15 protein-coding genes and 1 pseudogene are annotated in these 12,525 nt (G+C 60.5%); 13 read left to right on the top strand and 3 right to left on the bottom strand.

The window, feature by feature from the left end; genetic code table 11:
• The first annotated feature begins 15 nt into the window (after positions 1–15).
• The 4 genes from NKJ58_RS14890 to NKJ58_RS14875 all read left to right on the top strand — a co-directional run bounded on the left by NKJ58_RS14890 (position 16) and on the right by NKJ58_RS14875 (position 3,514).
• On the top strand, positions 16–1,131 hold the full coding sequence (locus tag NKJ58_RS14890; protein ID WP_023684772.1) for an ABC transporter substrate-binding protein: 1,116 nt from the start codon (positions 16–18) through the stop codon (positions 1,129–1,131).
• 21 nt (positions 1,132–1,152) lie between these two features.
• Positions 1,153–1,986 (top strand): ABC transporter permease, encoded by an 834-nt coding sequence (locus NKJ58_RS14885; protein ID WP_023670301.1) that lies wholly within the window; start codon positions 1,153–1,155, stop codon positions 1,984–1,986.
• On the top strand, positions 1,986–2,792 hold the full coding sequence (locus NKJ58_RS14880) for an ABC transporter permease (protein ID WP_023684771.1): 807 nt from the start codon (positions 1,986–1,988) through the stop codon (positions 2,790–2,792). The genes NKJ58_RS14885 and NKJ58_RS14880 overlap by 1 nt, the downstream gene beginning before the upstream one ends.
• Positions 2,793–2,881: 89 nt before the next feature.
• The gene (locus tag NKJ58_RS14875) at positions 2,882–3,514 is read left to right on the top strand and encodes a LysE family translocator (RefSeq protein ID WP_023684770.1); all 633 of its coding nucleotides are present in this window, start codon (positions 2,882–2,884) and stop codon (positions 3,512–3,514) included.
• 45 nt (positions 3,515–3,559) lie between these two features.
• Here NKJ58_RS14875 and NKJ58_RS14870 read toward each other — a convergent pair whose 3' ends face one another.
• Both NKJ58_RS14870 and NKJ58_RS14865 read right to left on the bottom strand, forming a co-directional pair.
• Positions 3,560–4,450 (bottom strand): alpha/beta fold hydrolase, encoded by an 891-nt coding sequence (locus NKJ58_RS14870; protein ID WP_023684769.1) that lies wholly within the window; start codon positions 4,448–4,450, stop codon positions 3,560–3,562.
• Entirely contained in the window at positions 4,450–4,785 is a 336-nt protein-coding gene (locus NKJ58_RS14865) for an antibiotic biosynthesis monooxygenase family protein (RefSeq protein ID WP_023738659.1), read from the bottom strand. The genes NKJ58_RS14870 and NKJ58_RS14865 overlap by 1 nt, the downstream gene beginning before the upstream one ends.
• A 166-nt stretch (positions 4,786–4,951) precedes the next feature.
• Here NKJ58_RS14865 and NKJ58_RS14860 point away from each other — a divergent pair, with 166 nt between their 5' ends.
• Positions 4,952–5,332: a hypothetical protein gene (locus tag NKJ58_RS14860; protein WP_023684767.1), complete on the top strand. Its 381-nt coding sequence runs from the start codon at positions 4,952–4,954 to the stop codon at positions 5,330–5,332.
• A 160-nt stretch (positions 5,333–5,492) separates the two neighbouring features.
• Here NKJ58_RS14860 and NKJ58_RS14855 read toward each other — a convergent pair.
• A pseudogene (locus NKJ58_RS14855) lies at positions 5,493–5,814 on the bottom strand (HigA family addiction module antitoxin).
• Between the two features lie 179 nt (positions 5,815–5,993).
• On the opposite strand from NKJ58_RS14855, the gene NKJ58_RS14850 reads away from it, so the two are divergent.
• The 8 genes from NKJ58_RS14850 to NKJ58_RS14815 all read left to right on the top strand — a co-directional run bounded on the left by NKJ58_RS14850 (position 5,994) and on the right by NKJ58_RS14815 (position 12,502).
• Complete coding sequence (locus NKJ58_RS14850) at positions 5,994–6,236, top strand: hypothetical protein (RefSeq protein ID WP_352639515.1); 243 nt, start codon at positions 5,994–5,996, stop codon at positions 6,234–6,236.
• Complete coding sequence (locus NKJ58_RS14845; RefSeq protein WP_352853371.1) at positions 6,223–7,392, top strand: hypothetical protein; 1,170 nt, start codon at positions 6,223–6,225, stop codon at positions 7,390–7,392. Before NKJ58_RS14850 ends, NKJ58_RS14845 begins: the two co-directional genes overlap by 14 nt.
• Positions 7,389–7,661 carry a hypothetical protein gene (locus tag NKJ58_RS14840; protein ID WP_352853369.1) on the top strand — a complete coding sequence of 91 codons (273 nt, stop codon included), beginning with the start codon at positions 7,389–7,391 and terminating at the stop codon, positions 7,659–7,661. The genes NKJ58_RS14845 and NKJ58_RS14840 overlap by 4 nt, the downstream gene beginning before the upstream one ends.
• A 1,592-nt stretch (positions 7,662–9,253) precedes the next feature.
• The gene (locus NKJ58_RS14835; RefSeq protein WP_352853367.1) at positions 9,254–10,162 is read left to right on the top strand and encodes a hypothetical protein; all 909 of its coding nucleotides are present in this window, start codon (positions 9,254–9,256) and stop codon (positions 10,160–10,162) included.
• 320 nt (positions 10,163–10,482) lie between these two features.
• Entirely contained in the window at positions 10,483–11,031 is a 549-nt protein-coding gene (locus NKJ58_RS14830; protein ID WP_352853365.1) for a hypothetical protein, read from the top strand.
• 12 nt (positions 11,032–11,043) lie between these two features.
• Complete coding sequence (locus NKJ58_RS14825; protein ID WP_352853363.1) at positions 11,044–11,676, top strand: hypothetical protein; 633 nt, start codon at positions 11,044–11,046, stop codon at positions 11,674–11,676.
• Positions 11,673–11,888 (top strand): hypothetical protein, encoded by a 216-nt coding sequence (locus tag NKJ58_RS14820; RefSeq protein WP_352853361.1) that lies wholly within the window; start codon positions 11,673–11,675, stop codon positions 11,886–11,888. The genes NKJ58_RS14825 and NKJ58_RS14820 overlap by 4 nt, the downstream gene beginning before the upstream one ends.
• On the top strand, positions 11,885–12,502 hold the full coding sequence (locus NKJ58_RS14815; RefSeq protein WP_352853359.1) for an HK97 family phage prohead protease: 618 nt from the start codon (positions 11,885–11,887) through the stop codon (positions 12,500–12,502). Before NKJ58_RS14820 ends, NKJ58_RS14815 begins: the two co-directional genes overlap by 4 nt.
• Positions 12,503–12,525: the final 23 nt, after the last annotated feature.

Below are 12,525 nucleotides of genomic sequence, written 5' to 3'. Positions count from 1 at the left end.
AAAAGGGGAACTAAAATGACAGACCAAAGCAAAAAACAAGCCATGGACGCGCTATCCGCCCGGGCTGTGCGCGGCGAGATTTCGCGCCGGCAATTCACCCAGCTTGCAGCCTTCGTGCTGGCCGGCACGCCGATGCTGCTGCGCTCGACCGGCGCGTTTGCGCAGGCCAAGGAACTGGTGCTGGTCAACTGGGGTGGCGATGCCCTCACCGCTTATGACGCCGCCTATGGCCAGGCCTTCACCAAGGACACCGGCATCGCCGTCAAGATGGACGGTTCGGGCCCGACCGAAGGCGCGATTGCCGCACAGTTCAAGAGCGGCGCGCCGACCTGGGATCTCGTCGATGTCGACCCGTTCTCGGCCATCACTCTCGGTGCCCAGGGTGCGCTCGAGCCGATCGACTACGCCGTCGTCGACAAGAAGAAGATGCGAGAAGGCTTCGGCTGGGAATACGCGGCCTCGACCTATTTCTTCTCCTACGTCATCGCCTATGACTCGGAGAAATACGGCAAGGACGCGCCGACCGGCATGGCCGACTTCTTCGACGTGAAGAAGTTTCCGGGCAAGCGCTCGCTCTACAAATGGGGCGTGTCGAGCTGGGAAGCAGCGCTGCTTGCAGACGGCATCGCGCCGGCCTCGCTCTACCCGCTCGACCTGAAGCGAGCGCATGACAAGATCGCCGCTTTCAAGGAAAACGTCGTGGCTTACTGGGGCGGCGGCGCCGAGAGCCAGAGCGTGCTGCTCAACGGCGAAGCCTCGATGGCGATCGTGTGGTCGACCCGCGCCTCGCTGATCGAGCAGGACTCGGGCGGCAAGATCAAGTTCATCTGGGATCAGGGCCTGATTTCGCCCGGCGCGCTGGCCGTGCTCAAGGGCAACCCCGGCGGCAAGGACGCAGCGATGAAGTTCATCGCCAGCGCCCAGGATCCGCAAAAGCAACTGGTGATGTTCGACAAGCTCGGACAGGGTCCGGCCAATCCGGCCGCCGATGCGCTGATCCCCGCCGACAAGAAGCGCATCAACCCGGTCGATCCCGAAAACATGAAGAAGCAGATCGCGCTCGACATGGACTGGTACGCCAAGAATTACGGGGCAGCACTCGACGAATACACCAAGATCATCTCGGCCTGACCAGGCCGGGCACGAGCTTCGATGAGAGGCACCCTCTCCGACAGGATGGGCGCGGCGGTGCTGATGGCGCCGCTGCTCCTGTTCCTTGTGCTGGCCTACGCCTGGCCGTTCCTCGGCGTCGTCAAGTGGAGCGTCACCTTGCCGACACCGGGGCTCGGCCAGTATGGCGCGCTCGCCACCGATGCCCTGGTGCAGTCTGTGTTCATCCGCACGCTGCGCATCGCGCTGATCGTCACCGTGGTTTCCGTGGCGGCGGCATACGCCATCACCATGGTGTGGGTGCGCGGCAGCCCGGCACAGCGCATAATCGCTGAATTCTGCATTCTCGTCCCCTTCTGGATCTCGGTGCTGACCCGCGCCTTCGGCTGGGTGGCGCTTTTGTCCAACCGCGGCCTGATCAACACCTGGCTACAATCGATCGGCTTCATCTCCGAGCCGCTGGCGCTGGTGCGCAACGAGTTCGGCGTCATCGTCGGCATGACGCATTTCCTCATTCCCTTCGCGGTGTTCCCGCTGGCCTCCGCCATGCGCAGCCTCGACGAGCGCGTGCTGCTCGCGGCGCGCGGGCTCGGCTCCAGCCGCATGCGCACCTTCTGGACCGTGTTCGTGCCGATGACGCGCTCCGGCATCATCGGTTCGGCGATGATCGTGTTCGTCTTCTCGCTCGGCTTCTTCGTCACGCCGGCGATCCTCGGCGGCGGCCGCAGCGTGATGATCGCCGAGCTGATCTATCTGCGCATCTTCCAGAGTCCCGACTGGGGACTGGGTGCGGCGATCAGCGTCGTGCTGGTGCTGTTCGTCGGCGCGCTCATGGCGCTGCTGTTCCGCTATGTCAGACCGAAGCAACTGATCTGATGCCGACCTATCGCCCCGGTCCCGTCTCGCTGATCCTCGCCGTGCTGGTGGCACTGTTCCTGCTGCTGCCGCTGCTGGCGGTCATCCCAGTGTCGCTGACGCCAAGCCGCATGCTGGCTATGCCGACGGGCGAACTGTCGCTGCGCCACTACCGCGCGCTGATCGAGGATCCGCGCTGGCTCGACGCCATCCTGCTGTCGATCCGCATCGGCATCGTCAGCAGCGTCATCTCCACCGTGCTGGCGCTGTGCTTCAGCCTTGGCGCCTGGATGTTCCAGCCGCGCTTCACGGCCACCCTTGTCGGCTTCGTGCTGTTGCCGATGGTGGTGCCGCCGGTGGTCTCGGCGATCACGCTCTACTTCCTGCTGACGTCGATCTCGGGCATGAGTTCGTTCTTCGGCTACGACACCTGGCTCGGCGTCGCCATGGCGCATTCGGTGATGACGGTGCCTTTCGCCACGGTGCTGATCCTGGTCTCGCTCAGCCAGCTCGACCGCCGCATCGACCTTGCCGCGCGCGGCCTTGGCGCCGGCGTGTGGGAACGCGCCACGCGCATCATCATGCCCAACATCAAGTTCGGCATCGTCACCGCCGCGCTGCTGTCCTTCGTGCTGTCCTGGGAAGAGATAGGCGTCACCCTGTTCATCACCTCGGTCAACGCCATCACGCTGCCGCGGCTGATGTGGATGGGCCTGCGCGACAACATCGACCCGGCGATCGCAGCCCTTTCGGTGATCCTGATCATCATCACCGTGCTGGTCCTGGCGGTGAGGACTGTGGTGGTGAAGATGCGCGGCGGGCACTGAGCCAAGGTGGCCAACAACAATCGGCGATAGCCAAGCCGCTGTGTGAAGGGCGTTACGGACGGTGAGCGCCGGGTACATTACGCGGCGTCATGGGAAACCTGCCGCTGGTGACATTTGCCTTCGTGTCGGTGCTCGGAATGGCGGTTCCGGGACCGGACGTCGTGCTCGCCATCACCAACGGCTCCCGCTACGGTTTTCGACGCGCGTTTCTCGGCATGGCCGGCGTCGTACTGTCTGATTTCGTTCTTATCAGCATCGTCGCGCTGGGCTTCGGCGCTCTTCTGCTGGCTTCGGAATTCTATCTCTCGGCTCTCAGGATGTTCGGCGCGGGCTATCTGCTTTTCGTCGCCATCGGTACCCTGCGCACCGCGTCCCGACCTTCGTTCAACCCTAACGTTCCCGAAACACGCCATTCAGCCAAGGCACTCATTGGGCGCTGCTTCCTGGTGGCGGTCACAAATCCGGCGGCCTGGCTGCTTTTCCCCGCGATCCTGCCGCATTTTGTCCGCGTGGATGAGCCGATCGCGATCCAGTATGGCATCCTGGCCATTATCGCCGCGCTTGCCGATGTGTTTGTGCTGACGTTTTACGCAGCCCTTGGCGCGCGGGCTGCAAGGCTTCTGGCTGGGCCAAACGCCGTGTGGATCGACCGGTTGTACGGTATCGCCCTGCTTGGTCTTTCGAGCACTTTGATCCTGCAATCCCTCGGGCATCTGAGATAGTCGACACAGGACTACACAGGGCCGGATTTAGCAATCGGCCCGTAGTCAGCTTGCGAAGAATCTCGACAGCCTTGCAGCCGTGTCTTCGGGGTGCTCTTCCGGGAAGAAATGCCCACCCTTGACCGAGCCGCCTCCGACGTTATCAGCCCATTGCCGCCAGATCGCCAACGGGCCGCCCTCCTCCGCATACCAGTTCTCCAACCCGCCCTCGCCGCTCCAGAGCGCAAGCAGCGGGCATCTGATGCGACAGCCATCAGCCTGGTCCTGCGCGTCGTGCTCGCGGTCGATGCCTGCGGCGGCGCGATATTCCTCGCAGATGGCGTGGGCATGGGCGGGATCACGCAGCGCCTCGATATAGGCGGCCCTGACCTCAGCGGGAAAAGCATCTGGAGCCGAGCCCCAGCCGGCGATCGCATTGTCGACAACTGCGTCGGGTGCTGCGGACAACAGGCGCTCAGGCAGCGGTTCCGGCTGGGCGAGCAGGCTCCACGGCCAGAAGGCCAGCGCCAACCTGGCATCGGCCCGATCCCAGGCGGAGGCCGTGGGGACGATGTCGAGAACGGCGACTTTCGACACGGTTTCGGGATGGTCGAGCGCCAGCCGGTAGGCGACGCGACCGCCACGGTCGTGGCCGGCAACCATGAAACGGTCGAAACCGAGAACGTCCATAACCTGCACCATGTCGCGCGCCATCGCTCGTTTGGAATAGGCGGCATGATTGGCTCCGGAAGCCGGACAGCCGCTTTGTCCGTAGCCTCTCAGATCGGCGGCGACCACGCTGAAATGCGGCGCCAGGGCCACGGCGATGTCCCGCCACATCACATGCGTTTCGGGAAAGCCATGCAGGAGCAGCAACGGCGGCCCTGAGCCACCGGCCCTGACGAAGATCGATGTCTCCTCCATTTGAACGGTCCTGGCGTCAAAGCCCGCAAACATCAGCTGCCGCCAACCAGTCCGTGGCTGGAACGGATTCGCAGCACCTGGACACCCTTCGGCAATTCGATCAGGAACTCCTTGTCGCGGTCGAGATGGTGGATGCTTTGCGGATCGCCGCCGGTAAAGGCGGCCATCGCCTCGACGCTCTCCCAATAGGAGATGGTGATGAATTCCGAATGCGTCGGCGTGTCCTCGCGAAAAGTCTGCACGCCAAGCGCTTTCTCGATCAGCGGCTTGATACCAGCCTCGTAATTGTAGCGCTCATAGGCGTCGGCCCTGCCGGGCGAGGTCCTGCCGCGCCAGATGCGCGCAATGGTCGGGGTTTTCGGTGCCATCTCCTATAACACCCGAAGGCGCGCCGCGTTCCGACTATCCTGACTGGCCGCACAACTGGCTGATAGTCGACGTATGGCAAAGGTTCCGTACAGTAACTTGCACTGGACACGCGGCTATCCTGTCAAGTCCAAACGTGCTCTCTTGTGCTCAACTTGGGAGGGCACAATGAAACTACGTCTAGCTTTCGCTGTATTCACCGCAGGAATTTTCTTCGCATTGTCGGCTGCCTCGGCCGGACAAGGGGAACAGCAAAACATCAACTTCCTGGCTCGGATGTCCGATGCAAGGTTAAATTCGGCCGCCAGAATGGCCGGTGACCTCGTTGGCGTAAGGCAAAGATGTCCGGCGTTGAGGCCAACGGAAGACGGAAAAGCAATTTTCGCCGTCCCGGTCCTTTTGTATGATGGGCGGGACAAACACCTGACCCCAGACCCCCGAAAGTTCAACATGGCCATCCATACCTATGAGAGGGCTTTCGCAATGGCGGCCCAGAGATCGGCAAGTTGCCAAAGCGAGAGGGCCAAATACCCGAAACTTTACCGGTAGATGGCTAACAAGGACGACCTTCAGTCTCCGGCGCCGCGACGCCTCACCTAAGGTATTGAAATTATTGGCAGGATTCGAAGCTGTGACCATCGGTTTAGAAGGCCGGTGCTCTATCCGGCGGAGCTACGGGACCGCTGCCGTCAGCGAACGCGCTCTACCTTCAGGCAGCATGCAGGGTCGGGATGGCGCTAACGTCAACTTCGCGCTCCGCATGCCAGGCATCATACGCGGCCTGCATCCTGAGCCAGATCGCGGCACCATCGCCGAACATCTTGCCAAGGCGGGCGGCCACGGCAGGCGATACCGGCTTCTTCTCACGGATGATATCGTAGAGCTGCTGGGCGCGAGATTCCGAGCAGATTGGCGATTTCCATCTTGGTCTTGCCGGCGGCGGGAACGATGTCGTCGAGCAACGCGCCAGGATGGGAAGGGCAGCGCTCGGTCGTTCTGTTTCGTTCGTACACCTTCAGAGTGCTACCCATATGCCAGGTACAAACCGTAACCTATGTGTCCGGAATGGACCCGGCAAAATTGGCGATCCCGACAGGATTAACATAGCCTAGCCAAATCAAGTGGTTAGCCCTACTAACCAGCCGCTATCGTCCCATTGAATCGCATAGCGTTTTTTCCAAACTGCCTAACCTAAAATAGGATTCTTCCCTTGAACATCATTGCAATCCGGCCAGCAGCCGGACCAAAGACGCTTGCCTATTTCGATCTGGAGATTGGCGGGCACTTACGGATTTACAATCTCATTCTCCGCCGAAACACTGAAGGCAAGTTGCGCACAGTCGCACCTCAAGCTTGCGGCAAACACGCTGTAACCTTCCTTCCGAAGTTCGCCGAACAAATCAGCCAGGCGGCAGCCGCGGCGTTGCGGGCAGCAGCTCATGTCGGACGCTAAACACCTCCCCAAGCCGGAGAGCCTCGAGGCCAAGTTCAAGCTCCTTACGAGCCTGCCATACGACAAGCGCGCGAACCGTAAGCACAGCTTGGTCTTCGGTTTCATTCTGGATTGGTATCACAGCAGGTACGGCAACGCTTTGGCCAGCATCCGGCACGTCGTCAGCACCATCAAAGAGCGCGACCCGTCGGGCAAGGGCCTGTATGCCGGTGATGTGCATGGTGCGCTCACTGACCTCGTATCGTGGGGCTACCTCCACCAGGAAAAGGGCAGCGGGCGCCGCGCCAGCCGCTACATCCCCGTTTGGGACCTGGTTTGTAGCGTTCAGGATTCTCCGAACACTACGAATGTTGCGCCTAGCGTTCTGAATTTTCCGAACGCAGATGTTCGGGAATCCCCGAACGCTACGACCGTTAGCGTTCAGCAATCTCCGAACAAAGACCCATCCACCCTGACCCGGTCACTAGACCCGGGTACAGGGAAGGATGAATATGATTGCACCGCGCCTTTGGCGCCGCCCCCGGCTGGCCTATCGGCAGCCGCGGCGGATCCGGCGCAAGCGTTTGAGAAATTGTATCGCGCTTATGGTGTCCGCAAGAACAAGACTGCGGCTGAGGGCGAGTTCATGAAACTTCATCTGCCGATCGCCGATCTCATCTCCGCCGCCCTAGTTTGGAAAGCGGCTGCAGGCGAAGGTGTGACCCGCATGTATCTCGACAGGTGGCTGCGGGAAGGACGCTATGACGAAGATCCACCGCAAAAGTACGAGCCGAAGCGCGACAAGGTGAAGATGCCGCGAAAGCAGGCGGGTGCGATTAGACGCGACGTCGAAATCGAGGAAATCCTCTGGGATGGTGGCTTCGGGCCGATTGATGTCTGTCTAAAATGGCTAGATCGAGAAAGAGACGAGCCGGCCAGCAGCACCATTCGATTGCATGGCGATGACTACGCCACCATGAAAAGCGAACTCGCCGTCATCAACGATTCCGACTTCGAATTCAGGCGCGCCCTGCTTGACCTGCATACCGCAAAGGACGGCACCGAAACTTATCGGTGGCACAGGTATCCCGACGCCGCAAACGACAACCTCGTTCGCGAGGGCGACAGCGACGACGAGTCCTGTGGGCGCCATCTTCCTTGGCAGGACGCCGCATGATGGATCCGGAGCAATTTGAGGAAATCGTGCGCGGAGTGCTGACCGACCGCGAACCTGCCGACGTTCGCGTCATCATGCCAGTCACTGCCTTTGCGGCGCAGGATGATGACGGCGATGATGTCGAGGTTGTCGGCGTCACCTTTACACAGGCCGACAACGAAAACCTGTCTTTCGTGGTGATGGTGGAAATGGAGGACGGCGAAGTCTTTCCCACCATGCGAGACACTGTGTGGAGGAAGGCGTACGGAGTCGTCCGGAGCGCAGCCTAATCAGCCCGTATCCTGTCGGCGTCAGATTATTTTCATGTGAGCGCCTTGTGACAAATGCTGGTCGTCCCCACCTTCTCAGACAACACGAGTCAGCCGAAGGCTTGGGGTCACCGCACCGCTGAATTGATAGGTCTGAAACGATCCCATTGCTGGTCTTGTGCGCGGCGTTCGGCTCATCAAGAGGCCCGCGCAAGGTAGAAGGAGAAGCCGCCACATGACGGTCTTTCTTGCTATCGAAACCAGCCAGTCGAACGGGACTACGCGCCGCCTGGCTATGGGGATTAAGTTCCCCTTGGTTTCGTGGTTAGCAGTCTTCGCCAGACTGTTCTGATGAAGAAAGGGCATCTCGGAAACGGGGTGCCCTTTTTCGTTTTATCGCGTGAATTTTTGCTAGATAGTAGCCTATGGCTAGGAACAAGCCCGACCAATCAGGAAAGCGGAAGAGATCGCCCCGCAAACGGTCGAAGCGACAGCTAAAAGCATCTGCACTCAAAAGAGTAAAAACGGTTATCCGTGCTCGCCCCCGGTCAATGTTTTTGAACCCCGATCTGGTCATGTATAGAACTGGCGCAACGAGCGAACCTCCTGTCGGACCGATCGTTCGAAACTCGGGACGTCACACCGAAGACGAGGCGGAATGGTTTCGAGATACTCTCGGCGAGTGACTGTGTGCCTCCCCCTTTGTCACCCATGTGACACACAAGACGTTGGGGTCACGGAAGCTCCTGAGAAGAATCCTTGACTGACGGAAACGAGCCGCCTTTTATAGGGATGTGTTCGAAAAAGATGCGGTTATTTCAAGGGCTTTGCCTTTATACGACATGCAGGGCCGACTGGAAAAAATCATTGTTCAGCACTATATTTAGTGTTTGAAAGCAGGTTCGACGTTAGATAGTGCGAACGACATAGACAAAAGACCGTCGCCAAACTGGCGCCGATGCAGACCGGCCTCGCCGGAACCCGCGCTTACAGCGCCTTTTCCCTAGAGTTCCAAATGATATCCCGAACCATCGCAGTGGGCGCCGAGACCGTTCAGGTGCGCAGACTATCTTGGGCCGATAACCGTTCGGACTTTGGGGCGACCCACGGCGCGCATAGGGGTAGCCAGACGAGGCCGCACCTTGATTTGCCAGATGGGAACAAGATGCCAATGGCTCCTGCTCAAGCTCGAAAAGGGAGCCGGCTGGCGTCCTCGCCTATCGAAATGCACGGCTAGGCCTTCGTCGACTGCGGCCAATACGGCGCACCGCTCGATGTGATCGTCGGACATCTCGCAATCGGGGACTCTGTCTCGCACCCACTGAACGGCAGCAAAGGTTGAAATGATACGGCCAGGAGCGGAGCAGTCGATATACCCGACGATAGCGTCAGTGACGTCATCGGGAATATGAAAGTTAAAATGGCGCGAGGAAGCTGCGCGGTTTGGCATTTCGCCTTCTGAAAGCCCCGGCAGACGCTGGCGCCTTAAAGGATAATTTAGCAAGACCTAATGGACGGCGCAGGATGTTATGCACCGTTATCTTACCGGCCGCGCTTTGCGGTTCGGCTCTACCGGCCTGGCGGCCGGCTCTTCAACCTGGGGACGACCGCATATGGAACTGCAGCTAGATTTGACTGGCAAGCCAGCGTGCTTTGATGGGGCGCTGCGCGGCAAGGTGTTGTCGTGGCAGGCGTTCGCCTCACTCACTGGCCGCCCGATACCGGCAGGCGCAACCGTGCGGAGGAAGCAACCGCGCCAACGTCCGGAGCCGCGGCCAGTTGACCAATATTGGCTTGGCCGCTTGTGCACGTTTGCGAAGCGCTACACCGATCCGCTGCGCCGTTGGAGGGGTTGGAAGCCCAAGCCGCCAGAACAAGCCACCGTGCCGTTTCTAGTCCTCCTGGCGCCCCTGTCGGCCACGATACTTGCGCGGCATTACTTCGCTTCCTTCGTTGCGCCAGAGGCAGCAATCAGGGCTCCCATAGCTCCTCGCCGGCCGCTTGCCGAAGAGCACGTTGCCGGCCGCATCTCTGCGCGGCACGTCAACGGCGCGGATTGGTTCCAGCGAGACATCGAGGCGAGCGGTAGCGCTCTTGTTGACGGGATGCGTATGCGGACGTCTTCTGGCGAAATGGTTCCATCCGGAAGCCGGGACCCTGAATCACTGTGGCCGGCCGAAGCCTCCGCTGACCGGGCAATCCGATTGCGGGGTCGGTTCCGCACATTGGGGCCTTTGGCGCACATTGTGTGGCGTGCGTTGAACGGCGCTGAAATGGCCGACCTAGCCCCAGTATGGAACTTGCCGCAAAGGCACGTCGCCGAGGCTGGCCGCATCCGGTTGCGGGCCGGTTTGGAACTTTGCGCCCGCATGGCTGAGCGGGAAGTCGATTGCCTGTCACAGTGGGAAGTGCTCGAGGTAGTGCGTCAAGCCCGCGACGAATGTGCAAAACTGGAAGCAAGGCGAAGAATGCGCGTGCTGATCCCGGCAAATGATAACTGTCGGCAACGCAACGCTGCTTGATTTTGTTAGTGTTTCCGGCTTCGCGCGAGGGTCACTGCAAGTTTTTGCTATATTACAATTATTGAAATCAGTTTAGCGCCGTCCCCCAGGTCGGCGCTCGCCGCTCACGTCGCCAGCGTGGCGGCACCTATTGCGCTGCGGCCTTAGGGCCGCGGTGCGGTCTCCCCGTTGTGTTCGTCCGCTCCTTGCGCAACGGGGCCAGTTTCCAATCCGCATAGCCGCTGCCGGCAGTGCGTTGATCGACCCCGCCAGGCGCTTCCAGCCGGCGGGGTAGCGTTTCGCTTTACCTCTTCCTTCCCGATTTATTGAAAGGATCACACATGGCCACCGCAAAGCAGGCGGTCGAAATCTTCGACTCCACACTTCGACTATCAGACGGGTCCGCCCGATGGCATGCCGATCGCCTGAGAGCAGAAGGCATGCTGATATCGACGCCCGGCAAGCCGGAGCCGATCGATGGCGGCCACATTGCCTTGCTGTTGCTAAGCATCCTCAGCGGCCTGCCACCTCATTCGAGCGCGGGTTTAGTTGCCGAATATGCCGGGCTCCGTCCGACCACAGGCGGCAAGACGCTGGTGGAGACCCTTGCTGCCTTCATCGACATCCCACACAACTTTTTCGAGCTGCGCGTTGACAATTTCTCCGTCTCCGCCGCGCTGACCTACCGCGGTGCCGATAACGGCATGCAGGTTGCTTCGTTCAACACTTATGGCCACCAACCGCGGCCAGCCTTCGAACGCGTCTCTATCTTAAGCGCCTCCACACTTACAGAACTCAGTCAATCACTTGCCGCTGCAGAACCACACCGCGCCGGCAGGCGCCGCACGGTCGACCGCTACCGACGCATTGAACGCGCCGTTCGATTTTAGAAGGAAAACCAAGTGTTCAAACAAACCACCAAGGCCACTCCGCCGATGCGGTTCAACCTTCGCGACGCCACACCAGACTACGATAAACTCGCAGAGCTGTGCGCTACTCTGCGTTCATCGGCTGCAAAGTTCGACACCGAGGAATCGGAGCTTCTAACCTGCCTTGGGTCTGGCGCTGCCAAACCACACAAAGCCATCAATGCTCGCGTAGCCGATCTGCTGGGTGACGCGGCCGATGAAAGCCCTGATCCACTTGCGGAAGGCATTCGCGCTCGGCTGACCGAGATCAACAGCTTGCGCAGAGATACCAGGGCAGCCCTCGATATAGCTACCGCTCGCCTTCAGCAGGCCCGCCACGCCGCGTCGAAGGCCATCTGCGATAGTGTCGCGACCGAATACCGCGCACGAGTCCAGGCGCTAGCCGAAGCGCTCGTTACCGCGCACGAAGCTAACGCTTCCTTGGCCGAAATCACCAACGCCCTCGAGGCAGCGGACGTCGCCTGGGTCGGCATCCTCCCGCCCGCTCCCGCCCGTATGCTTGGTGCGCCGCACGATCGCGGGAACAGAGTTGGTATCTGGCTCCGTGAGGCTGCTTCTGCAGGCCTAATTGATAAGAAATCCATCCCAAGAGATCTGACCCAATGACCAAACTACTGATTGAAAAAGCCGTTCGCGGGCGTGAAACTACGAACGACAAGGAACTCCGCGCGACAAAGGTGAGCGGCAGAACGGAAATGCTGCCAGCAGATCCAATGGCTGTTGCGAAAATCTTGAAAGACCGCCGCAACAAATTATCACCCGCCGCCAAGCTGCGTGCGCGACTGCAGGCCGACGTCGACAAGCGCGTCAATCGGTGATCATCCCCGCACTGCCGCCCGAGCCAGCGCGGCTGATCGCTGGATGGGCGGTGCGATGGCACTCTCCGGCTGAGATCACGTGTCCAACCCGCGGCAAGTTTATCGAGACAATAGAGCCGCAGTGCTTTAGCGCCGCTGTCGCTTCCGGTGTCGTTGACCTGATCTTCAGCCACGACCGTCGACGTGGCGTGATCGCCACTCAGCGCAACGGCTCGCTAAAACTGTCGCAAGATTCGGCGGGCCTCTGGTTTGAAGCGGAGGTTGGAGACAGCGCTATTGGGGACGAAGCGCTCGAGGTTGTCCGCGGCGCCGGATATCGCGCGGCGTCAGTCGGCATGACCGAAGCACTGTCACGCTGGTCCTATGATAGAGATGGCAGGCATCATCGCGCCATCATGTCCGCTGGCCTTCGGGAGATATCGATATGCTCTCGGGGTGCCCACCCGTCCGCGCGCATCGCGGCAGGCAGGTTGCCAATCGAGCGACTAAAGGCAGAAGGCAGGCTCGACCGCCTGGCGCGCGCCGAAGCAGAGGTGGCGTCGCAACGGGCATGGGGGTCGGCTGACATCCGTGGCCTTCCAGATCCATACCGCTGCGAACGCCCCGCGCTATAGCTATTACAGGTTTTCTCCTCACG

The organism is Mesorhizobium sp. M0139 (assembly GCF_040322455.1).
Taxonomy (GTDB): Bacteria; Pseudomonadota; Alphaproteobacteria; order Rhizobiales; family Rhizobiaceae; genus Mesorhizobium.
The sequence above is the reverse complement of the archived record's forward strand: the minus strand, read 5'-3'. Positions and strand labels throughout refer to the sequence as shown.